This window comes from Paenibacillus sp. Y5S-9 (assembly GCF_036894235.1).
In the GTDB taxonomy this organism is placed as follows: domain Bacteria; phylum Bacillota; class Bacilli; order Paenibacillales; family Paenibacillaceae; genus Paenibacillus.
Map to the genome: position 1 here is coordinate 3,341,102 of NZ_CP145887.1, position 23,947 is coordinate 3,365,048.

Here is a 23,947-nt window from a genome sequence, read left to right on the forward strand (position 1 = left end):
TCACTGATGCTCTCGTCATTTTCTATGTTTTGCAGCATGTTATTTCAGGCGTCGAACAGGCAGTATGGCTTGGGTTTGCGTGTATTACAGTCCATTTTCCAATGGACTTGGAGAAATTTCCAGAATGAAAACGCTTGTCAAATCAAAAATAATATGATAATTTAATGTCTGTAACCGGTTACACATAGAGGAGAGCAACTTATGACAACAATTAAAGACGTAGCTCAACAGGCTGGCGTATCTGTTGCCACCGTATCCAGAGTCATTAATGATAGAGGTTATGTTCATGCGGACACACGCAAGAAAGTGGAAGATGCTGTGAAGGCGCTTAACTTTTCGCCAAATGAAGTGGCTCGCTCATTATATAAGCGTAAATCCAAACTGATTGGCCTGTTGTTGCCGGATATTACGAACCCTTACTTCCCGCAGTTGGCCCGCGGCGTAGAGGACCGGATGCAGGAGCAGGATTACAGACTGATATTTGGAAATAGTGATGAGGATGAACGGAAGGAGCAGGATTACATCCAGACGTTTATCCAGAACAACGTGGTTGGTGTGATCTCTTCAACGAACTACCCTCATTCTTCAATATATGAAAAACTGAAGATTCCCGTGGTGTTTCTGGACAGAACTTCACTGGATCGTCCATCCGTGTATGCGGATGGCAGGGAAGGTGGAAGACTAGCGGCAAGGGAGATTATCAAACGCGGCAGTCGCCGGATCACAGTTATGCAGGGACCGTCACAGATCAGACCCGCTCAAGATCGTTTTGAAGGGGCGATTGAAATCATCCGTGATGCTGGGTTAGACTACCGGGTAATCAAGACAACCTCATTTTCAATTAACGAGGCGGGTGTATGGGCTGAAGAATTATTTAGGAAGTACGCGGACACAGACGGGGTCATTGCCAGCAATGACATCGCAGCCATGGCAGTACTGCATGAGGCATCACGAATCGGAAAAAAAGTTCCTGATGACGTACAAGTGATTGGTTTCGATGATATTCCGATGAGCAGCCTGTTATCGCCGGCATTGTCCACCATCCATCAGCCAGCATACGAGATGGGAAGAGAAGCGGCGGGATTACTTATCCAGCTTGTCGAACAAGCTGCAATAGAGAACAAAAACATACAGTTGCCCGTAAGTTTCATCGAACGGGGCACTACGAGAAAGGTGAAATCAGATGGCTAAAATATGTGTAATAGGAAGCAGTTCAATGGATCTGGTTGTTACTTCGTCAAGACGGCCGGGGGCGGGTGAAACCGTTCTTGGCGACAGCTTCAAAACGGTCCCTGGCGGTAAGGGAGCCAATCAGGCTGTTGCCGCTGCACGACTGGGTGCCGAGGTTGCGATGATCGGCCGGGTAGGCGACGATGCCTTTGGCAAAGATATTTTAGAGAACTTCAGAGCAAATGCTGTAAATACGCAAAATGTGAAACCGGTTACACATTTAGAAAGTGGAACGGCTCATATCATTCTGGCAGAAGGTGATAATAGTATCGTAGTGGTTGAAGCGGCGAATCGGGAAGTCACTCCTGCATATGTCGATGAAGCAGCTGAAGTGATCCGTGATGCAGATATCGTGCTGATCCAGCAGGAAATTCCGGAGGGAACGGTTGTTCATGTAAGTACATTATGTGCAGAATTCGGAACACCGCTACTGCTTAATCCCGCACCGGCTAGAACATTACCGCAAGAAGTGATCGACAATGCCGCATATATCACGCCGAACGAGCATGAAGCCGAGATTTTGTTTCAGGGTATGAGTCCGGCACAGGCATTACGTCAGTATCCTAACAAGTTGTTCATCACGGAGGGCAGTAAAGGTGTACGTTACTTTGATGGCACTGAGGAAATTCTAGTCCCAACTTATAAAGTTGAGGCTATCGATACTACTGGGGCAGGGGATACGTTCAACGCCGCATTTGCAGTTGCTTTGGCTGAAGGAAAAGCGTTGCAAGAGAGTATACGCTTCGCCAATCGGGCTGCATCGTTGTCCGTCACCAAGTTCGGAGCGCAGGGCGGCATGCCAACGCGTAATGAAGTAGAGGAGAGCTTGTAATGAAAAGAAATGGCATGTTGAATAGTCACATTTCCAAGATTTTGTCTGATCTGGGCCATACGGACATGATTGCAATTGCGGATGCAGGTCTGCCGGTACCGGATGGGGTACTCAAAATCGATCTGGCCCTCAAACTGGGAACACCAAGTTTTCGCGAAGTGGTGGAAGCGATCGCTGAAGATATGGTCATTGAGAAAGTCATTGTGGCTGAAGAGATTCGCGAAGGTAATCCCGTAGCCATGCAATTCATCACAGAGAAATTCGGGGTAGAAGCAATCGATGCTTCCGTCAGCCACGAACAATTCAAAGTATTAACCCGGCAGGTGAAGGCGATCATCCGCACAGGTGAAGCGACACCCTATGCCAATTGCATTTTACAATCGGGAGTCCATTTCGGTTAAAAGGAGGTTGCGTAATGCACATTCAGATGCAAGATATTCATAAAGCCTTTGGAACGAATCAGGTGCTGAGCGGAGTGGATTTTGAACTAAAAGATGGTGAGGTCCATGCCCTGATGGGGGAGAATGGAGCCGGCAAATCCACACTGATGAATATTCTGATTGGTCTCCATCAGAGAGACCAAGGGACCATCATGATCGACGGAGAAGAAAACTATTTTGGAAGTCCAAAGGAAGCCGAGAAACTGGGTATCACATTCATACATCAGGAGCTGAACGTATGGCCTGAAATGACGGTGCTGGATAATCTCTTCATCGGTAAGGAACTGACATCATCGTTCGGATTGGTCAATACAAGACAGATGAAAGCGCTTGCCAAAGAACAGTTCGCCAAGCTTTCCGTAGACATACCACTGGAACGTCCTGCGGGTGAGTGCTCTGTCGGGCAGCAACAGATGATCGAGATTGCCAAAGCGTTAATGACAGATGCCAAGGTCATCATTATGGACGAGCCAACAGCAGCACTTACGGAGCGCGAGATTCAGAAACTGTTTGGTGTAATCAGCTCGCTGAAGAAGGAAGGCGTGTCCATCGTGTATATTTCTCACCGAATGGAGGAGATATTCACGATCTGTGACCGGATTACCATCATGCGTGACGGAAGAACGGTAGACACGCAAGCTATTCCGCAGACAAGCTTTGATGAAGTGGTGCGGAAAATGGTAGGTCGTGAACTTACCGAGCGTTATCCTGTCCGGAATCCTTCTTATGGTGAAGTTGTCCTCGAAGTAAGGAATGCAAGCAGCAAAGGTCTATTCGAGAATATTAACTTCACCGTGAGAGCGGGGGAAATACTCGGTTTCTCAGGACTCATGGGTTCTGGACGAACAGAGATCATGAGAACCATCTTTGGTTTGGATACGTTGGATAGCGGTGAAATCTTCATCCGCGGCAAAAAAGCGAACATTCGTAAACCGGCAGATGCAGTGAAACATGGAATCGGATTTATTACAGAAGACCGCAAGGATGAAGGGCTGGTATTAGACTTTTCTATTCGCGAAAATATGGCGTTGACGAATCTGTTCAGTTTCTCAAACAAAGGTTTCATCTCAGCTTCGAAAGAACAAGACTTTGTAGATACATTGATCAAACGTCTACAGATCAAAACGCAATCCTCCGAGACGGCGGCAAGGAATCTATCCGGAGGTAACCAGCAGAAGGTGGTTATCGCGAAATGGGTTGGTATCGGTCCAAGCGTACTTATCCTGGATGAACCCACACGCGGAGTGGATGTCGGAGCGAAGCGCGAAATCTATGAATTGATGAATGAACTGACAGACCGCGGTGTTGCAATCATTATGGTATCGTCGGAGCTACCTGAAGTGCTTGGCATGAGCGACCGAATCGCGGTTGTGCATGAAGGACACATCAGTGGCGAGGTTGCAAGGGAAGTAGCCACACAAGAACACATTATGACATTGGCCACAGGGGGACAGTGATATGACAACAATGCAGGAAAACAAAACGGCTAAAAGCGGCTTCCGTTTCTCAAGTGTGATACAAAAATTAGGACCGCTGCTCGGCTTAATCATTCTTATTCTCATCGTATCGGTGTTGAATCCAAGTTTCTTGGAACCGCTTAATATCTTGAATTTATTGCGTCAAGTCTCGATTAATGCGCTGATTGCTTTCGGTATGACATTTGTTATCCTGACGGGTGGAATTGATCTGTCGGTCGGCTCAATCTTGGCTTTATCCAGTGCTTTTGTAGCAAACATGATGTTGTCCGGCCTGGACCCGATCTTGTCCATCATTATCGGTGTAGCACTCGGTGGTGTCATGGGTATGGTGAACGGACTGATGATTACCAAAGGCAGAATGGCTCCGTTTATCGCTACATTGGCAACGATGACGATATTTAGAGGACTGACGTTGGTGTACACGAATGGTAATCCAATTACAGGACTCGGGGATAATCTGTTGTTCCAACTGTTCGGCCGTGGTTACCTGCTGGGCATTCCGGTGCCTGCAATCACGATGCTGATTACCTTCATGATTCTATGGATTGTTTTGCATAAAACAGCTTTTGGCCGCAAAACGTACGCCATCGGCGGTAATGAGAAAGCTTCTATTATCTCAGGTATCAAAGTTAATCGCGTGAAGATTATGATCTACTCCCTGACAGGTATGCTCGCTGCTTTGGCAGGTGCAATTTTGACATCACGCTTGAATTCAGCGCAACCAACAGCAGGTACATCCTATGAGCTGGATGCAATCGCAGCGGTTGTACTGGGTGGTACAAGTCTTGCTGGAGGACGTGGACGCATCGTCGGTACACTGATCGGTGTTTTGATTATCGGCGTGTTGAATAATGGATTGAACTTGCTTGAAGTAAACTCATTTTACCAAATGGTTGTGAAAGGTATCGTCATTGCCATTGCCGTCCTGCTGGACCGCAAGAAAACAGCATAAGGAGAGAATATATATGAAAAAGTGGACTTTAACACTCGTAAGTATGCTGATGATCATCGTTCTGGCCGGGTGCTCTCTGGAGCCACCGGAATGGGCCAAACCTGACCCTTCCAAAAGTAACGGACAAAAGAAAATAGGTTTGTCGATATCTACCCTAAATAATCCATTCTTTGTATCACTGAAGGATGGAGTCATGGCTGAAGCCAAAAAACAGGGAGTACAGGTCATCGTGGTTGATGCGCAGAACGATTCGGCCAAACAAACCAATGATGTGGATGATCTTATTCAGCAAGGCGTTAGTGCACTGTTGATCAACCCCGCGGACTCTGCAGCGATTTCCACAGCGGTTCAATCCGCTAATAGTGTTGGCATTCCCGTGATCACGCTGGATCGCTCCGCAGATAAAGGCGAAGTGGCGGCACTAGTGGCATCTGATAACGTTAAAGGCGGACGCATGGCAGCTGAATATTTTGTGGAACAACTGGGTGAGGGCGCAAAAGTCATTGAACTTGAGGGTGTACCTGGCGCTTCCGCAACAAGAGAACGGGGTAAAGGTTTCCATGAAGTGGCTGACAAGCAACTTGATGTGGTTTCCAAACAATCTGCTGATTTCGATCGGTCCAAAGGATTAAATGTCATGGAGAATCTGCTTCAGGGTAATCCTGACGTGCAGGCGGTATTTGCCCATAATGATGAGATGGCACTTGGTGCGATTGAAGCGATTCAAAGCTCAGGTAAAGACATTCCGGTCATCGGATTCGATGGTAATGATGATGCAATCAAATCCATTAAGGATGGGAAATTGACGGCAACAGTCGCTCAGCAGCCTGTGCTGATTGGCCAACTGGCGCTGCAAGCAGCTCTGGATGTGCTCAGTGGCAAGCAGGTGGAGTCATCCATTCCCGCTGAATTGAAGCTGGTAACCAAGGAAAATGTGAATGAGTAAATCATCATAAAACATGTATCTTCGTTTTGGACATGAACATAGGACTAAACCAAGCCGCTAAATTAGCGGCTTTTTTTCATTTCAGAAGAAGCGTGCGGGCATCACATCAATCAGATTATTGACTTTTAAAAGCATATTAAAGGTGCCCCAATTGAATTAATGTCCACTTTGTCGTTTTGGACTGCTCAAAAGGAGCGTTTTTGGATATGTATATCCAATCCATGCGTTGCTATACTAGCATGACGTTCCACACATTCTTCACAATACATAAGGAGGAGCTAATCTCATTGATTTATTCCTGTTTGGAATAGAAAGAAGGTGGCTGACATGAAACACCTAGTAGAAGAAAATCTTCAAGCTGTAAGACAGCAAATGGCATTGGCCTGCCAGGCTTCAGGTCGCAACATAGAGGACATCCAATTGTTGCTCGCGACCAAAACGGTACCGCTAGAGAAATTACAAATAGCTATCCAAGCAGGTGAGCTCCTGTTTGGAGAAAACAAAGCTCAGGAACTCCGAGACAAATTCCCACTCATGGAACAAAGCAAGCAGGTGGAATGGCATTTTATCGGACATCTGCAAACAAATAAAGTAAAGGACGTTGTTAAATATGTTACGCTCATCCATTCCGTAGATCGTCTGAAACTGGGTCAAGCGTTACATAACCAGCTTCTCAAAGAGAATAAGACCTTAGACATTCTTGTGCAAATTAATACGTCCTACGAAGAAAGTAAATTTGGTGCTTCTCCAGAAACAGCCGTCGAGCTTGTAGAACAGTTGTCTCAATTCGAGACATTAAATGTGAAAGGTTTAATGACCATTGGAAAACTGAATGCAACGAACGAAGAAACAAGGCATTGTTTTCGTTTGTTAAACCGTATTCGCACTCAAATTAAAGAGAAAAACATCCCGCGTGTAGCAATGGATATTCTATCGATGGGTATGTCTGGTGACTTCCAAGTCGCCATTGAAGAAGGAGCTACAATGATACGCGTAGGGACAAGTGTATTTGGACCACGGTATTTACCAGACGAATATTACTGGAATGAAAACACACGCATCGATGATTAAGTGAGAGGTAGTGTTAAATATGAAGACAGCATCCCCTTCGTTACGTGGCCGTGATTTGATATCGCCGGTAATCGCCGCTTTGATATCCGTAATTGTTAATTACGGGGGTACGTTTATCCTTGTTTTTCAAGCTGCAAAAGTGGCTGGTTTAAGCCCGGAAATGACCGCTTCCTGGATATGGTCCATCTCGATTGGGGTAGGAGTAACGGGGATTTGGCTCAGTTATCGATATAAGGAGCCGATTATTACAGCCTGGTCTACACCGGGTGTGGCATTTCTCGTTTCAGCATTAGTGGTAACCCCTTATCCAGAAGCAATTGGCGCTTACATGATTTCAGCAGTTGGATTTATTATTTTAGGTTGGTCAGGCATGTTTGAACGTTTCGTTCGACTTATTCCCCCAGGCATCGCTTCCGGATTGTTAGCTGGTATTTTACTACAGTTTGGAATATCGGCCTTTGGAGGGGCGAAGGTAGATCCTTTGCTTGTGATTGTACTGTTTACAGGCTATATCGTGCTAAGAAGGTTTACTTCCCGTTACGCCATTGTTGGCATATTGGCGATCGGTTCGATTTATTTGATATGCATGGGAAAAACAGACTTCAGTACGATCCAATTGGCTGTAGCATCGCCTGTATTTGTTGTTCCAGCATTTTCGTTAAATGCTTTACTTGGCGTTGCGCTACCGCTGTTCATTATTACCTTGACAGGGCAGTATATGCCCGGAATGCTTGTTCTGCGTAATGATGGATTCAAGACAAGTGCCAATCCTATTTTGGCCGTAACAGGTTTGGGTTCGCTTCTTGCAGCCCCATTCGGATCACATGCTTTTAATGTGGCAGCTATTACAGCAGCGATTTGTACAGGAAAGGATGCACATGAGGATTCAACCAAACGTTATATTGCAGGTATTGCTTGTGGTGTTTTTTATATTTTTGTCGGCATTTTTGGCGTAACATTGGCTGCTCTATTTTTGATTCTTCCTGCTACCTTTATTGCAACATTAGCGGGATTGGCCTTACTAGGAACGATCGGTGGCAGTCTTGCCAATGCATTAACGGACCCTAAGGGACGTGAAACTGCATTGATTACGTTTTTGGCGACAGCAGCGAATGTGACTTTGCTTGGTGTGGGTGGTGCATTTTGGGGACTGTTTGCAGGAATGATGGCACATCTACTGATGAATAGTAAATTTCCCAAAAAACAGTTTGGAACGAATAAATAACCGTAATATTGAGAGGAAGATGTTCATGAAACATTTGGAGAAGCAAGATAAAGTAATAGGAATGGCTGTCCAGCAAGAGCTTGGAAGGCAGCGGGATACGATAGAACTGATTGCATCAGAGAATTTTGTAAGTCAAGCTGTGATGGAAGCAACAGGTTCGGTATTGACCAATAAATATGCGGAGGGGTATCCGGGCAGAAGATATTATGGCGGGTGTGAGCATGTCGATACAGTCGAAGAGATAGCGAACCGCCGCCTTAAAGAACTTTTTGGCGCTGAACATGCGAATGTGCAGCCTCACTCCGGTTCTCAGGCCAACATGGCAGTATATTTTGCCTCGGTTGAGATTGGGGACACAATACTTGGCATGAATCTATCCCAGGGTGGTCATCTAACACACGGAAGTACTGTTAATTTTTCAGGTAGGTTTTACAATTTTGTTCCATATGGTGTCGATGCACAGACGGGCCGTATTGACTTTGACGAAGTACGTAAACTTGCTTATAAGTATCGTCCACGCATGATTGTTGCAGGTGGAAGTGCATACCCGCGGACCATTGAGTTTGAATTATTTGCCCAGATTGCCGCCGAAGTGGGAGCTCTTTTCTTTGTAGATATGGCGCATATAGCAGGAATTGTTGCGGCAGGTTTACATCCTAACCCGGTACCACATGCCCATTTTGTTTCAACCACCACACACAAGACCTTACGAGGACCACGAGGTGGAGCCATTTTGTGCCGGGACTCCTGGGCACAGGCGATCGACAAAGCTGTATTCCCGGGAACCCAGGGTGGGCCATTCATGCACGTTATCGCGGGGAAAGCGGTGGCATTAGGTGAGGCATTGCAATCCGATTTCACAACATATATTGAAGGTGTTCTGAATAACGCCAACGTATTGGCAGAAACTTTAATGAATGAAGGGCTCACCCTTGTATCGGGAGGAACAGATAATCATATCGTGTTGGTTGACTTACGAACTATGGGGCTTACAGGCAAAGAAGCCGAAGCTTTACTGGATAAAGTAGGGATTACCGCGAATAAAAATGCAATCCCTCACGATGCGGCAAGTCCTTTGGTTACAAGCGGTATTCGTTTTGGGACGCCGGCTATGACGTCCAGAGGACTTGGAGCCAGGGAAATGAAAGAAATTGCTCAGCTGATAGGGCTTGCTTTTAAAAATCCAAAGAACTCGGATGTAAAAAATCAAATATTAGGTAGTGTGCGTGAAATCACTTCGCAATTTCCTCTATATAAAGACCTAAAATAGTTTAACAACAGACACAGATAGAGCCTGCAATTGTTACCACTGGATAACAATTGCAGGCTCTTATTTTGCTTGCTCATATTAAAACTTACTTTTTTGAACAGAAGAGATATACCGTAAATGAGATTTAAGACACGCCCTAGTAGGCTATACCTACACGAGACTGTACATACTCATCAGACATTAATTGCTGATAAGCAAACTCCGCAGTATCGATTACAGATATAGAAGTTCCGCCGTCAGGCAAATAGTCACGCTCAACCCGGTATTTACCGAGAGATTCTCCATCAAATAAGTAGGTAGGACACACGATGGTCCATTCTAACTTTGAAGCTTTGAGAATGTTGTACATCTCCAGATGTTCTTCAGCTGCCCGCGTGGACTTGCGTCTGGACTCGGGCGATTGAAAACGAAGCAAGCCAGGATCCGTTCGACTTTGCAATATTCCTGCTGTACCAATGGTAATGATTCTTTTGATACGCTCCTGAGCCATAGCCTTAACAATCAATCCCATGGATTGTGATAATGTAGTTGTTCCATCAGTACTTAAGGAACTAACAACGAGATCCACACCCTGTATGGCTTGATAAATATCTTCTTTGACTAAAGCATTCCCTTGATGCAGAACGAAATTGTCATCCCTGATTTGTACCTTTTCCGGGCTTCTAACCAGTGCAGTTGCATGATGATTGGAACGTAGGGCATTAGAGACGAAATGACTCCCAACCCGTCCGGTGGCTCCTAATACTAAAATTTTCATCACAAAAAACATCCTTTCGAATCCGATTGGAGAGCATGTTCTCCATCATAATACAATCTTTGCAAGCCGATGAATGCCTTCCTCAATCTGATCCTCATCCACTTTTGCAAAACCTAATATCCATCCTTTACGATGACTTTCCAGGCAATATTTGCTAAGTGGATACACGCGTACACTTTGATCAAGGGCAGCATTCGTCAGCGCTTCTTCGTCAAATGACGTTTCAGATTCTAGAAGCATATGTAATCCCGTTTCCACACCACTTAATGTAAATCGTGAGCCTAGCCCAGAAGCAACAATGGCTTTGGTCATGACTTCGTGTCTGCGTCGATATATGTTCCGAACTCTTCTCATATGGCGCATGAAATGACCACGTTCAATAAAATGAGTTAGCGTTAATTGTTCCATAATCGGCAGATGACGATAGGTTAATTCATGAACTTGAGTAAGGTGATCGATAGCTATTTTGGGGCCAATGATAGCGGATAGTCGAATGCCTGGTGCAACCATTTTGGAAAAACTCATCATATAAAGCGTATTCTGAGGTTGCTGACTGAATATAGTCGGAAGCGGATCTCCACGGTACCTAAATTCGCTATCGTAGTCATCCTCAACAATCCAATATCGATGATGAGCTGCCAAGTGCATCAATTGTTGCCTGCGTGGCTCCGACATAATAACACCAACGGCGCATTGATGAGAAGGTGTGACAAATACGAGTTTTGTCTGTGGGTGAATATGATCTACACATAATCCATATTCATCGACTGGAACGGGATCGACTTGCATCCGGCGGTATTTCATCGCCATCCAAGCGGCTGGGAAGCCGGGATCTTCTACCGAAACTCTGTCTCCCTCACTTAAGAGTGCCTGGGCAATTAAATCAATACTATGTTGTGCACCTGAGGTTAACAAGATTTGATCAACATCGATATGAATGCCTCGTTCAAGTGACAAATAACGCTGAATCTGTTCTCTTAACGCCAGTAACCCTCTGGCATCACCATAAGCCCAAAGATCCAGATTAGGTTCAGTGGAAGCTTGTAAAAAGGATTGCCTCCAGGCTTTTGTGAAACTTTCATCCAGATAAGGCTCGTGGGGATTAAAATCAATTTCTATTTTGCGATTGTCTCTATTGCCAAACCAACTATGCAGATGACCAATCGATTCGTTTAGTGTAGGCAGTTCGGGCGGAATAGGCCCTTGCATCGTGATGCCTTCTGTTGACCGAGGTGCATATGTCCAATCACTAACCCTTGTCCCAGCCCGACGGGAAGTTACCGTATACCCTCGGCTGAATAATTCTTCGTACACAATCTGTATGGTTGACCGTGAAACACCAATTAATTGAGCAAGTTCACGTGATGGAAGCAGCAATTCGCCTGGTTGCCATTTCCCGGTTGTGATATTATGAATCGCTTGATCCAAAAGTTGCTGCCAGATCGGGCGTTGGTCATTCCGATTAACTTTTAGCATTGCTTCAACTCCATTACTCATGCTGCATTATGGACTGCATTTATTTATGTACTTAGCCATGTTATTGGCACTCCATTGATTGATATACCATTATAGCAAAAGTTTAATTTGCAAACAAAACAAAGCTGGACTAAAGCGATTTTTACCGTGTGTCCAACCTATTTGGGTTGGTCCTGCTTGGTTCATACTCGATTCATATTCAAGCCACAGACAGTTCATCTTCTTCGGTTACACTACTGGAGTACTAACACAGAGATTCCTAATCCATAGACTAGACAGGAGAAGATGAGATTGACACGAAAGAAACGAACGTCTATCGCCGCCATAACTTTGGTGTTTGCAATGATGTCCCCAATGTCGGCCATGGCCACACCCGCTACCAGTAACGATAGTAACCCTACGTATGATCTAATTAAAAAGGCAGTAAGCGCGAAGGCAAAGGTACTTACTGAATCTTACGCTACGACAAGTGTGCAGTACGCACTGATGGATGAGGGCGAGATTGTGATCTCCGGTCAGGCAGGCAAAAATGATCTGAAAAACAACATCCCGCTTTCTTCAAATACCATGTATGGCATTGGTTCAACCAGCAAAATGATGCTCACAACCGCCGTAATGAAGCTCGTTGACGAGGACAAGATCGATCTTGATGAGCCTGTCGTGAAGTATATTCCAGACTTTAAAATGAAAGACAAGCGTTACCAACAGATTACACCACGCATGTTACTGAATCATTCATCCGGACTTCTCGGAACGTCAAGTAACAGTGCAATACTGTTTGGAGATAATGATACCTATGCACATGATACGTTACTGGAACAATTGGCGACGCAACATTTGAAGGCCGATCCTGGCGCATACTCGGTGTATAGTAATGACGGTTTTACATTAGCTGAAATTCTGGTTGAGCGGGTTAGCGGCATGAGCTTCACAACTTTCATGCACCGGTACATAACCGAACCTCTTGGTATGGAGAATACCAAAACACCACAGGATATTGTGGACTTTAGCCAGATGGCAGCAACATATTCCCCTTCGCATGAGGAGCAACTCCCATTAGAGACTACAAATATGATTGCCTCGGGAGGCATCTATTCCACCGCTGAAGATCTGGTTCAGTTCTCGAAAATCTTTACAAGTGAGGTTGAAGGTGTTCTTTCGGAGGAATCCGTAGAGGCCATGGAGCAAGAAGAATACAAGAGAGGCATGTGGCCAGAAGAAGGCGATTCTTCTATTGGTTACGGCCTGGGCTGGGACAGCGTGAACCTGTTTCCTTTTAATGATTACGGCATCCAAGCAGTAAGCAAAGGCGGCAATACAATAACCTATCATTCCTCATTGATTGTACTTCCGGAGTATAATATGGCTGCTGCGGTAACCTCTTCGGGTGGTCATAGCTCAACGGATCAATTGCTGGCAACTGAGCTGTTGCTTGGCGCGCTTGAGGAGAAGAATATCATTCCAGAGCGTAAGCCGGAGAAGTCTTATGATGCACCGGTGAAAACAACCATGTCGAAGGAACTTACACAGCACACTGGCATATACGCGGGTGGGGCAAACATGTTAATGAAGATGGACGTAAAAGATGATGGGCAATTAACGCTATCTAATCTGTCCTCTCCTAACAGTCCTGATCAGACCTATACGTACACCAATGATGGCTCATTTGTTAATGATGCGGCTACGGAAAAGCTGAAGTTCGTTCAGGAAGTCAACGGGAACACATACTTGTGGTCTCGCTCGTATCAGTCCGTTCCTGGGCTTGGGCAAGTTGCTTCCTCGGAATATAAAGCAGAAAAGCTTGAAACCAATGAATTGTCTGCAGAAGTAAAGGCCGCATGGCAGAAACGGGAAGGCAAAGCCTACGTGTTGGTCAATGAAAAATACACATCAACACTGTACAACGCAGCGATGCCGATGATTCCCATTCATACTTTTAATGAGCTGCCTGGTTATATCTACACCAATAAAATTGTTGGAGCTAACCAAGCCGTGAACCAATTGCAAATTCCTGGATTAGCGGGCCGTGACACGATGGAGTTTAATTTCTATGAGGAAAATGGCGTGGAATATGTTACAGCTGGAGGCAACGTTTATGCTGCTCAAGACATCATCAAACCGATCTATGCGGGAAAACAATCGAAGACTACGATTCAGGCGAATGGTCATGCCACATGGTACTCGATTCCAACATCAGCTGCAGGTAAAGAAATGACCGTCAAGATGTCTGCAAACAGCGCATTTGCTGTATACAACCAAGCGGGTGTAGGCATTAATCATACAGTGGTCAGTGGACAAAACGAAATTGTATTGCCTGAGAACGGAACCATTGTGTTCGCGGGTGAAGCTGGTTCGAAGTTCGAGATTGTATTGACAACCAGATCAAATTAATGGATGATAAAAAACTGTACAATAAAAAGTCGCGGAAATCGCGGCTTTTTTTGAGTTTTAAATTTTAAATAATACGTTTTAAAGTAAATGTACCTTTTTTCAGATTCACAATGTAATATTGGGTTTCGCAAAGCTTACCTAAAGGGTAAGTATTAAGAGGACTTTTACTGGTTGGAAAAAAATGATGGAGGAAAATGTTGCAAGTGGAAAGGCAAAGCATTGATTGTTAATATACAGTAAATAATAACAATCAAATGGGCAGAAGAACGACAAAAAGCATAACAGTAATACCGATTCCAAAGAAAATAATGATTATTCGGACAACACCGAGACGGGGAGGACACATGAAAACAACGAAGATCTCATTTTTTATACTTTCACTGATGCTGCTCCTGGTGAGCGGTCTATCAGGATGGGTAGGGAACGCTGCAGCAGCGTCCGATTCCGGTAAAACCTATGTTATCGGAACTGATGTCACATTTGCTCCATTCGAATATGAAGATGAGAATGGTGATTTTGTTGGTATCGACATGGATTTGCTGGATGCCATCGCCAAAGATCAAAATTTCAAGTATCAAATCAAATCCCTGGGATTTAACGCAGCTGTACAGGCACTTGAGGCGAATCAAGTCGATGGTGTGATCGCAGGGATGAGTATTACGGATGAGCGAAAAGCAAAATTTGATTTTTCTGATACTTATTTTGAATCAGGTGTCGTTATGGGTGTTAGTGCCAACAATGACACAATTAAGAGTTATGAAGACCTTCGTGGGCAGAAGGTAGCCGTGAAAACCGGAACAGAAGGGTTTAGTTTTGCAGAGTCCATTGCTTCAGAGTATGGATTTACGATCGTTCCGTTTGATGAGTCATACCAAATGTATGAGGATGTAAAAACTGGTAATTCCGTAGCCTGTTTTGAAGATTATCCTGTACTGGCCTATGGGGTTAATCAGAACAACGGTTTGAAAATTGTTACCGACAAAGAAGATGGCGCTCCTTATGGTTTTGCAGTAAGCAAGGGGAAAAACCAGGAGCTTTTGGAGATGTTTAATACAGGTCTCGCCAATATCAAAGCTAACGGTGAGTATAAACGCATTACCGAGACATATCTTGGTGAGAACGCTCCGACTGTTGCTAATCAAGGTCGCTGGGAGCTAATCCAGAAATCTCTTCCTGCACTTTTTAAAGGTCTGGGAAACACACTTTTATACACGATTGTGTCCCTGTTCTTTGCGTTTATCATCGGTCTGATTTTCGGATTTATGAAGGTGGGACAGAACAAATTCCTTCGTGGTGTTGCCACTGTATTTGTAGATATCTTCCGAGGCATTCCGCTGATTGTCCTGGCATTCTTTATTTATTTCGGGATTCCACAGGCGATGGGCTTCACGATGCCATTGTTCTTGGCAGCGATTCTGACACTTAGTCTGAATGCAGGAGCGTACGTAACCGAGATTATCCGAGGCGGGATTCAATCGATTGATCGTGGTCAGATGGAAGCTGCCCGTTCATTGGGTCTTCCTTATCGCAAAGCGATGATAAAGATTGTCATTCCGCAGGCAGTGCGGGTTATGATTCCGTCCTTCATTAACCAGATGGTTATCACGTTGAAGGATACGTCAATCTTGTCCGTTATCGGTCTCGTAGAGTTGACACAATCGGGTAAAATTGTTATTGCAAGAACGTTCTCCTCTTTTGACATTTGGTTAACGGTTGCGGTTATGTATCTGATTGTCATCATCACATTGACCAAAGTTGCTGATTATCTGGAGGTGAAGGTTCGTCGTGGCTAAAATAAAAGTTGAAGGTTTGAAGAAAAGTTTCGGCACGAATCAGGTTCTCAAGGGAATTGATGTGGCGGTCAACGAAGGAGAAGTCGTCTGTGTCATCGGGCCTTCCGGTTCGGGAAAAAGTACCTTCTTGCGCTGCATCAACCAATTAGATGCCATTACGGCAGGCCGGGTTATCGTGGATGATCAGGATCTGAATGATCCTAAAACCAACCTGAACAAAGCTCGTGAAAATATTGGCATGGTATTTCAACATTTTAACTTGTTCCCTCATTTTAGTGTACTTAAAAACATCATGTTTGCGCCCAGAGAACTCGGGATATTAAATTCACAGCAGGCGCGCGATACAGCACTCAAATTACTTGAACGTGTGGGTCTGTCTGATAAAGCAGATAGCTTCCCAACACAACTGTCAGGTGGACAAAAACAACGTGTAGCGATCGCTCGTGCGCTTGCCATGAATCCGGACGTTATGTTATTTGATGAACCAACTTCGGCGCTCGACCCTGAGATGGTAGGAGAAGTGCTTGGTGTTATGAAAGACCTCGCGAGCGAAGGCATGACGATGATGATCGTTACCCATGAGATGGGTTTTGCCCGTGAAGTAGCCGATCGTGTGATCTTCATGGACGGTGGTTATATCGTCGAGCAGGGCACTCCGGAAGAGATATTTGGAAATCCGAAGAATGAACGGACGATCAGCTTTTTGGAGAAGGTACTCTAGAACTGAATCAAGCATTAACCCATTAAAAGTCGCTATTTTAAGCGGCTTTTTTTGTTATATTTATGAGGTGATTTAATAGCGTTCCTTTCTTGAAAGACCAACCAAATAAGGGAAGAAAGCGAGGTCTGTACTCCATGGAAAATGTGTCACAAGAAGTTCAACTGGAATTCATTAAAGCCTTTCAATCTACCATCCGCAAATCGGAAAATGCTCTAGCAAATATGATCCAGAAAAGTTCAAATACTACCTTATTACAAAAACGCCTCAAAGCTCTGCATATCGGCGCAGCGTTATTGGAAAATGTCTGGAATCAAAAAGCTCATTCATACACCAAGGAAGATATAGCACAAGCCCGTCTTGTCTTGATTGGATTGTTTCCATCCCTTGAAAGCATGTATGCCAAGTCCAAGGAAGGTAGCCCGCAAAAGACTCTTCTGGAAAGAAGGATTAAAGCATTTCATCTGGCCGTTCAAGTCATGGATACATACTGATGAAATGAGAGAGAGGTCTGTCTAATGAACGACAGACCTCTCTTTTTCTTTTGCAAACTTAGGAAAACCGATAGAGACGCACGCCGTGCGCAGGTACAGTAGTAACTAAGGAGTTCTCTGTAAATTCAGCTGCTTCTCGGCTCCACAATTCGGTACCTTCGGTAATACCGGACAGTCCGACCTCATCAATGGACAGATTCACAGGTAGAGCATTCTCACCGATGTTAAACACGGCGACGTAAGAGGAACCATCCGTATGCTGGGCAGTCCACACAATAAGATCTTCTTTACGTAAGGCTTCTTTGGCTCCATAACTCTCGCGATGCATTCGCAGAACCTCTCGATTGGTTAGCAGGGAGAGTGTCCAATCATCATTATCTCGCAGTTCACCACCAAAAATGAGCGGGGAGCGGAAGATACTCCACAGTGACATCATCGTCAATTGCTCATCAGGCGTGAACCGAGTCCAACGATCTGCTCCACCACCGTCTACAGAACGGATACCGATATGACCCAAAGGCAACATATCACAGTCTGGCCAGCAACCTGCTTGGGGAACGCCCTGCCACGTCCGGCAGCGGTCGAACATATCCAATAACAGCGGCCAAAGGTCCCAGAAATCGTCGGTGACACGCCACATGTTGGCATGATCAGCCAAGAATTCTGAGTATTCCACCGGGGCAGGGCCAGGAGAGAGACTTAGTACCATGGGCCGACCGGAGCGCTCAATCGCTTTGGATATCATTTCGATCTCAGGCTGATGGGTGTCATAGAGCCTTGAAGCAGCAATATCGTCCACCTTCACCAAGTCAACGCCCCATTGTGCATACAGTTCAAAAAGCGAATCGTAGTAGGCTTGTGCGCCTTCTTTTGAGCTATCAACACCATACATATCTGTGTTCCACGGACAGATGGAGTTCGGATGAGCAATATCACGCGCGGTGGCGGTTGTACCCAGAATCGGAGTAGCCGCATGTGCAGCTTGACGTGGAATACCACGCATGATGTGAATGCCGAATTGCAGCCCAAGACTATGAACGTAGTCGGCTAATGGCTTGAATCCCTGTCCACCTGCAGCGGAGGGAAAGCGATTCTCGGCAGGCATAAGCCGCGAATATTGATCCATGATGAGTGGGACGAACGGACGATATTGCGAAGAATTGGCCAAAGGCTCGTACCATTGAATATCGACCGTAATATAACTCCAGCCGAAGTCTTTCAGATGTTCTGCCATGTACTCGGCGTTGCCACGAATTTCGTCTTCCGTAACGGCCGCGCCGTAACAATCCCAGCTGTTCCAGCCAAGCGGTGGAGTTGATGCTGCAAGCGTATGATTCATGGGAATGCTCCTTTATGGATTAATTATTGCTCTCGCTCAATTCATCATAATAAAGGATTTTATTAATATCTACAGTAATGTTGAGTGTTGAATAGCAAAATATTGCGCTTAGTCGAAGAACAATTTACGGTACACAAGGCTTTCTCCGCCACTGCGAAATTCACCTGGCGTAACCCCGGTTATGCTGCGAAAGGCTTTGATAAAATAACTTCCGCTGGAATACCCGACTTGCTCGGCGATGACTTCAATGCTAAGAGAAGTTCCGCGCAGCAGTTCCATTGCTTTCTCGGTACGTACACGGGTCAGATAAGCACCAGGCGTCAAGCCTGTACTTGCGGAAAAGCGACGTATAAAGTGATATTTGGAAAGGGAAACATGCTCCGCAAGGTGATCGATACTGATCATCTTGGAGTAGTTGTTTTCTATGTATTCAACGGCTATTTGAATGTTCTCAGACCAATTCTCCCTGTTGCCCATTGTTGTTTTCTGTAATCGAGTCAGTTCTGTCATGAACTGATATACGCTGGATGATGCGATCAGAGGATCAGTGATTCTGCCTGCCGCCGCATCAGTCACGATCATCCGCAACAGTCGGATGGGTGTGCAATCAGTGGGAAGATAGGGAACCTCTCCAGCTTCCCGAAGGAATTTTCGCCAATGGGGCAGAATAAGAGTGGGCCTGAACAGCAGGAACAGAAACTCCCAAGGTTCTTTTGATGCTGAATGGTAGTAATAGCGATGAGTTCCCGGAATTTCGGCCAAAAAAGCTTGTCCTGCGGTAACATGATAAATGCGATTATTCGACTCAAATACACCTTCACCCGAGAGTGTATATTGGAATAACAGGAGAGGCCCGTCCGAACGTTCGAGTCCATCCCAATGATAAGAAGGATCGGTTATTGAATCACATCCTGCCGCATACAGTACACACAATTGAAGTTCCTTGTCTTCGGCGAATCGAAACCCATAGGTTCCTCTAGGGATATTCATGTCAGCTCTCCTTGTTGCCCTGAATTTTTACTGCGCTCCGCGAATGAAAATATCTACTAGCTTCTGGCCTAGTGAAAAGTTGGAACCATATTTATGCAGGTTATCTTCCCGATTACCCATTAACATCAATGTCGAGAAGGTCTCTGCCAGGAAAAACGGATCGTCCGTCCGCAATCTGTTTTCATCCATTGCCCGTTGGAAATGAGAGGCTAACACTTCGTGAATCTGATGCTCCGCGTTGCGTATATCCTGAATTTGAGCTGGTTCAAGAAAAGGCTCAGCTTCTTTGAGCATGGTTTCAATCTCCGCATGTGGATTGCCCAGTCTGGCCTCTGCCAATCGCACAAGCCCCGACTCCAAATTCTCGGCTTGATCAAGCATATGCGAGGTTAACCGGCTCACATTCTGTAGCATTGTTGTAAAAGCAACCTTAAAAAGCTCTGGTTTGCTGGTGAAATGATAATAAATGGTTGGTTTTGATACGCTACATGTTTTGCCAATTTGCTGAAGCGTGACTGTTTCGTAGCCATACTCCATGAATAACTGTGAAGCAGTTTGAATAATGGTTTGCTGAATTGAGATATCGTCGTTGCCATGTTTGGGTCTTCCAGGCAATCGTTTGTGTGTTTTTTCTGTCATTGGACTTCCCTCCATGAATATTTTATGACAAATAACGATAGTAAGCAAAATCAGCTTGTAATTATACTTACCGGTAAGTATAATTATGGAGAGTTGAAAAGACATATCATTATCCTCAATAACAAGGTGGTTTTAAGGTTGAAAACAGCACAACGTACAAACAAATGGAAAAAGATAATCATGTGGACGATCCTGTCCATCGTTATCATCGTGGCCGGCGTTTTCGTATATCTCAATTCGGTTACGTATAGTCCTTCTGAACGAGCGGAAACGGCGATGACAAGTGATGCTCAGGTTAATGTCACCAAGATTAAGGACGGTTACCGATTTGAACCCGTGGGTAGAGAGATAACCAAACCGAATATTATTTTTTATCCAGGCGGACTGGTTGAACCTGAAAGTTATTCTCCACTTGCCAGAGAAATCGCAGAACAGGGTCACCGCGTATATATCGCAAACATGCCAATAAACTTGGCGATTTTCGGTCAAAACAAGGCTGATTCCTTTATCGAGGAACATCCTAACGAAGCGTTTGTTATTGGCGGACATTCATTGGGAGGGTCATTCGCATCACGGTATGCTGCGGAGCACAATGAGAAATTGGAAGGCGTCTTTTTCTTGGCTTCCTATGCAGATAAAGGGGGGAGCTTGAAGAATACGGACTTGTCTATCTTACAGATTACAGGCTCGGATGACGGAGTGCTTAACAGGGAAGATTGGGAGAACTCCAAAGCAAATCTTCCGGAAGACACGACATATGTGAGTATCGAGGGTGGAAATCACGGTCAATTTGGCTCATATGGCATGCAAAAAGGAGATAATCAGCCTGCTATTACGGAAGAAGAGCAGTTGGAAGAGGTTGTAGCAGCATTAGGGAACTGGATAGATAATTTAAAATAATGTATTAAATTTATGTGTTGAATGGTAATGATCCGTGGTACGATTAAAGTCGCTTTTTTAGCGGCTTTTTTTGTTGAAGGATACGAGTATGCCTCAATGGAGCAGGGTTAACTGCTTTTATTGATTGAATTTCATTTCAATGATGGGCCTACGGAATTGATTTAATTACCACAAGTCGTTAACATTAAAGGCATTGTCATCGAAGTAGCAGTAAAATGGAAGACAACAAGAGCAAGAACATCAAAAGGAGAAAAGATTATGTTTTTCAGAAAATTTGCTTACACGTTAGTGATCATCCTCGCTGCATTATTGTTCTCGGGTTGTACATCAGAGTCTGTACTTGATATTGGATCGCCTCAAGTTTCGGAGGATATGGGATTTGATGAGGTTGCCAATTATATCTCGGAGCATAATGAGCTCCCGCCAAATTACATTACCAAGAAAGAGGCCAGAGAACTGGGCTGGGAACCAAGTGAAGGAAATTTACATGAAGTCGCTCCAGGCAAAAGCATTGGCGGCGACGTGTTCGGAAACCGGGAAGGACTACTTCCCAAGAAAAAAGGCCGCATATGGTATGAAGCCGATATAAATTACTCAGGAGGACGGCGCGGAAGCGACCGAATTCTATACTCAAATGACGGTTTAATCTACCAGACGACAGATCATTACAAGTCATTTGAACAGTTAAAATAAACGGAGGAAATGATATGAGCATCATTCAGATTAACGGAAACGACTTTAACAGTAAGGAAGAGCTTCATCAAATTTTGCAGAACCAGCTTGAGTTAGACGAGAGCTATGGAGGCAATTTGGACGCACTATGGGATGTCTTGACTGGGGCTTTAAGCATGCCGCTTACTGTTCAATGGATTGGTTTTGAGAAAAGCAAAGAGATTCTTGGAGATTACGCTGACCAACTCATGGAATTGTTGCGGGATGTGGAAGGTGAGATCCAAGGATTTACGTTGGAATTATATTATTGAAATGCAGGTTTGGCTTTATGAGGCGATGGGCAACCATCGCTTTTTTGGTCTTCACATTTTTACTGAGACTTATGTCTAGATCATGCTATTTTCATGGCTTAATAATCAAGGTTGGGGTTATTAGACTTCCTTATACTTTAAACATGGAATAGGGTAGGCAGGATTGTAATCGTTTATTAACGGTTGAATATGTAAGCGTATACTATTTCAAAGTGAACCATCGTAAGGTCTAGATTGGTTATTACGACTAACACCATTTAGGGGGCAGAAAAATAATGAGAGCCATTTCAAAAATGCTAGGAGCATGTCTCGTAACAAGTGTTGTGCTAGTTTCCGCCGGTTGCGGAAACGCTGGAGAGAATTCCGAATCAAATACGAGTGACCCCAACAGCCCGATCACATTTACATTCTTCGGCGCAGATGCAAGTCCGAACTGGAACAAAATGCAGGATGCTGTAGGGAAGAAAATTACGGAAGAAACCGGTGTAAGCATTGATGCAGAATTCGATATTTCGAGCGGAGGTGGAAACGACCGCATTTCCCTGATGGCTGCCAGCGGCGATTATCCGGATTTGATCTTCCCAAAAGGTAACTTGACCAGACTCGTTGATGCCGGGGCAATGATTGATTTGACGGATCTGATCGAAGAACACGCCCCCAATTTGAAAAAGATCTACGGTGAGCACTTCAATCGGTTGAAATACAGCAATGACGATCCTTCAATCTATTGGATTCCAACGAATGGTGCAATCGATCAGGTCAGCTTCGATGCGACGAATGGTACTGCCATTCAACATCGTGTAGTCAAGGAACTCGGGTATCCTGAGATCAAAACCTTAAACGATTTCGAAAATGTGCTACGTGAATATTACGAGAAACATCCGACCACAGATGATGGCCAACCCACAATTCCGCTGACGCTTAGTGCAGATGGATGGCGGCGAATGATCACTGTTACTGATCCCGCTGTCATGTCTACTGGAGGACCTGGAGATGGTGAGTATTTCATCAATCCTGACACCTACGAAGCCGTTCTACATTACAAACGTCCTGAGGAGAAGGAATATTTCCGGTGGTTGAACAAGATGTACAATGAAGGTTTGCTGGACAAGGACAGTTTTGTTCAGAAGGATGACCAGTATAAGTCCAAAATCGCCAGTGGTCGCGTGTTATCCTTGCTTGATCCAAGCTGGGGATTCAGTGATGCGGAAAATGCGTTGAAAAGCGCAGGGAAAGACGATATGACCTACGGATTCTATCCGGTAACGTTAGATGACAGTTTTCAACGTAAAGATTTCCAGAATATCGGCTTTGATGGTTATGGTATTGGCATAACAGTCGATTGTGAAGATCCTGTCCGTGCCATCAAATTTTTGGATTGGATGTCTTCTGAAGAAGGGCAAGTATTGAGAAACTGGGGCGTTGAAGGCGAGCAATATAACGTGGAAGAGGGTGTTCGCACCATCCCGGCCGATGTACAGGAACGTAAAAACAAAGACAATAACACATTCACCAAAGAAACCGGAGTAGGCTTGTATTACATTTTCGGTGCTCACTACGGGGATGGTGTCAAAGATTCAACGGATAACTACTATACAACGAATTATCCTGAACAGATTCAGCAAAGTTATTCTGATGAGGAGAAAGAAGCGTTGAAAGGTTATGGCATAACTACATGGAAGGACTTATTCCCTTCCGAAGAAGAGTTTCCGGTGAAAGAATGGGGCGCGGCTTACAATATGCCGATACCTTCGGATAGCGGGGATTATAACGTTGTGTATCAGAAAACGCAGGATATTATTCAGAAACGGATCGCCGAAGCGATTACATCCTCTCCAAGTGCCTTTGAAGGCATATACGACAATATGATTACCGAACTTGATAATGCAGGTGCAGTAGGCATGGAACAGCAGTATACGGAGTGGATTAAAGATCGCGTTCGATTGTGGACAGGTAAAGAGATCAATTAACTTGCGGATATAATCACAGTAATGAATTGTTTGCAGATCCGAAGTATATCAAG

At 44.8% G+C, this 23,947-nt stretch carries 22 protein-coding genes; 17 read left to right on the plus strand and 5 right to left on the minus strand.

Annotated elements, in window-relative coordinates:
- Window positions 1-201: 201 nt before the first annotated feature.
- The 9 genes from V6669_RS14885 (at window position 202) to glyA (ending at window position 9,444) form a co-directional block, all read left to right on the plus strand.
- Window positions 202-1,191: a LacI family DNA-binding transcriptional regulator gene (locus tag V6669_RS14885; RefSeq protein ID WP_338594684.1), complete on the plus strand. Its 990-nt coding sequence runs from the start codon at window positions 202-204 to the stop codon at window positions 1,189-1,191.
- Entirely contained in the window at window positions 1,184-2,062 is an 879-nt protein-coding gene (gene rbsK, locus V6669_RS14890) for a ribokinase (protein WP_338594686.1), read from the plus strand. The genes V6669_RS14885 and rbsK overlap by 8 nt, the downstream gene beginning before the upstream one ends.
- The gene (gene rbsD, locus V6669_RS14895; RefSeq protein WP_338594688.1) at window positions 2,062-2,463 is read left to right on the plus strand and encodes a D-ribose pyranase; all 402 of its coding nucleotides are present in this window, start codon (window positions 2,062-2,064) and stop codon (window positions 2,461-2,463) included. The genes rbsK and rbsD overlap by 1 nt, the downstream gene beginning before the upstream one ends.
- Window positions 2,464-2,477: 14 nt before the next feature.
- On the plus strand, window positions 2,478-3,959 hold the full coding sequence (locus V6669_RS14900; RefSeq protein ID WP_338594690.1) for a sugar ABC transporter ATP-binding protein: 1,482 nt from the start codon (window positions 2,478-2,480) through the stop codon (window positions 3,957-3,959).
- 1 nt (window position 3,960) lies between these two features.
- The gene (gene rbsC, locus V6669_RS14905; protein WP_036670913.1) at window positions 3,961-4,932 is read left to right on the plus strand and encodes a ribose ABC transporter permease; all 972 of its coding nucleotides are present in this window, start codon (window positions 3,961-3,963) and stop codon (window positions 4,930-4,932) included.
- A gap of 13 nt (window positions 4,933-4,945) precedes the next feature.
- Complete coding sequence (rbsB, locus tag V6669_RS14910; RefSeq protein ID WP_338594694.1) at window positions 4,946-5,878, plus strand: ribose ABC transporter substrate-binding protein RbsB; 933 nt, start codon at window positions 4,946-4,948, stop codon at window positions 5,876-5,878.
- Window positions 5,879-6,205: 327 nt separating this feature from the next.
- On the plus strand, window positions 6,206-6,949 hold the full coding sequence (locus V6669_RS14915; protein WP_338594695.1) for a YggS family pyridoxal phosphate-dependent enzyme: 744 nt from the start codon (window positions 6,206-6,208) through the stop codon (window positions 6,947-6,949).
- 19 nt (window positions 6,950-6,968) lie between these two features.
- Complete coding sequence (locus V6669_RS14920; RefSeq protein WP_338594697.1) at window positions 6,969-8,174, plus strand: benzoate/H(+) symporter BenE family transporter; 1,206 nt, start codon at window positions 6,969-6,971, stop codon at window positions 8,172-8,174.
- 25 nt (window positions 8,175-8,199) lie between these two features.
- The gene (gene glyA / locus V6669_RS14925; protein ID WP_338594698.1) at window positions 8,200-9,444 is read left to right on the plus strand and encodes a serine hydroxymethyltransferase; all 1,245 of its coding nucleotides are present in this window, start codon (window positions 8,200-8,202) and stop codon (window positions 9,442-9,444) included.
- Window positions 9,445-9,580: 136 nt separating this feature from the next.
- On the opposite strand, the gene V6669_RS14930 is transcribed toward glyA, so the two are convergent.
- Together V6669_RS14930 and V6669_RS14935 are read right to left on the minus strand one after the other, a co-directional pair.
- The gene (locus tag V6669_RS14930) at window positions 9,581-10,201 is read right to left on the minus strand and encodes an SDR family oxidoreductase (protein ID WP_338594700.1); all 621 of its coding nucleotides are present in this window, start codon (window positions 10,199-10,201) and stop codon (window positions 9,581-9,583) included.
- Between the two features lie 45 nt (window positions 10,202-10,246).
- Complete coding sequence (locus tag V6669_RS14935) at window positions 10,247-11,677, minus strand: PLP-dependent aminotransferase family protein (RefSeq protein WP_338594701.1); 1,431 nt, start codon at window positions 11,675-11,677, stop codon at window positions 10,247-10,249.
- 285 nt (window positions 11,678-11,962) lie between these two features.
- On the opposite strand from V6669_RS14935, the gene V6669_RS14940 reads away from it, so the two are divergent.
- The 4 genes from V6669_RS14940 to V6669_RS14955 all read left to right on the plus strand — a co-directional run bounded on the left by V6669_RS14940 (window position 11,963) and on the right by V6669_RS14955 (window position 17,073).
- Complete coding sequence (locus V6669_RS14940) at window positions 11,963-14,068, plus strand: serine hydrolase domain-containing protein (RefSeq protein WP_338594702.1); 2,106 nt, start codon at window positions 11,963-11,965, stop codon at window positions 14,066-14,068.
- Window positions 14,069-14,412: 344 nt separating this feature from the next.
- A complete protein-coding gene (locus V6669_RS14945) occupies window positions 14,413-15,861 on the plus strand; it encodes an amino acid ABC transporter substrate-binding protein/permease (RefSeq protein WP_074095049.1) in 1,449 nt (482 codons plus the stop codon).
- Entirely contained in the window at window positions 15,854-16,582 is a 729-nt protein-coding gene (locus tag V6669_RS14950) for an amino acid ABC transporter ATP-binding protein (protein WP_338594704.1), read from the plus strand. The genes V6669_RS14945 and V6669_RS14950 overlap by 8 nt, the downstream gene beginning before the upstream one ends.
- Before the next feature lie 134 nt (window positions 16,583-16,716).
- Window positions 16,717-17,073 (plus strand): hypothetical protein, encoded by a 357-nt coding sequence (locus V6669_RS14955; protein ID WP_338594705.1) that lies wholly within the window; start codon window positions 16,717-16,719, stop codon window positions 17,071-17,073.
- A gap of 58 nt (window positions 17,074-17,131) precedes the next feature.
- On the opposite strand, the gene V6669_RS14960 is transcribed toward V6669_RS14955, so the two are convergent.
- The 3 genes from V6669_RS14960 to V6669_RS14970 form a co-directional block, all read right to left on the minus strand.
- On the minus strand, window positions 17,132-18,412 hold the full coding sequence (locus tag V6669_RS14960; protein ID WP_338594706.1) for a glycoside hydrolase family 27 protein: 1,281 nt from the start codon (window positions 18,410-18,412) through the stop codon (window positions 17,132-17,134).
- Window positions 18,413-18,520: 108 nt separating this feature from the next.
- Entirely contained in the window at window positions 18,521-19,402 is an 882-nt protein-coding gene (locus V6669_RS14965) for an AraC family transcriptional regulator (RefSeq protein ID WP_338594707.1), read from the minus strand.
- A 27-nt stretch (window positions 19,403-19,429) separates the two neighbouring features.
- Window positions 19,430-20,041, minus strand: coding sequence for a TetR/AcrR family transcriptional regulator (locus V6669_RS14970; RefSeq protein WP_338594708.1), 612 nt, complete (start codon window positions 20,039-20,041; stop codon window positions 19,430-19,432).
- A gap of 138 nt (window positions 20,042-20,179) precedes the next feature.
- On the opposite strand from V6669_RS14970, the gene V6669_RS14975 reads away from it, so the two are divergent.
- The 4 genes from V6669_RS14975 (at window position 20,180) to V6669_RS14990 (ending at window position 23,894) form a co-directional block, all read left to right on the plus strand.
- Window positions 20,180-20,941, plus strand: a complete 762-nt coding sequence (locus V6669_RS14975; RefSeq protein ID WP_338594709.1) for an alpha/beta hydrolase — start codon at window positions 20,180-20,182, stop codon at window positions 20,939-20,941.
- Between the two features lie 258 nt (window positions 20,942-21,199).
- Window positions 21,200-21,634: a ribonuclease domain-containing protein gene (locus tag V6669_RS14980; protein ID WP_338594711.1), complete on the plus strand. Its 435-nt coding sequence runs from the start codon at window positions 21,200-21,202 to the stop codon at window positions 21,632-21,634.
- 14 nt (window positions 21,635-21,648) lie between these two features.
- Complete coding sequence (locus tag V6669_RS14985) at window positions 21,649-21,924, plus strand: barstar family protein (protein WP_338594712.1); 276 nt, start codon at window positions 21,649-21,651, stop codon at window positions 21,922-21,924.
- A 275-nt stretch (window positions 21,925-22,199) separates the two neighbouring features.
- On the plus strand, window positions 22,200-23,894 hold the full coding sequence (locus V6669_RS14990) for an ABC transporter substrate-binding protein (RefSeq protein WP_036670933.1): 1,695 nt from the start codon (window positions 22,200-22,202) through the stop codon (window positions 23,892-23,894).
- Window positions 23,895-23,947 lie beyond the last annotated feature (53 nt).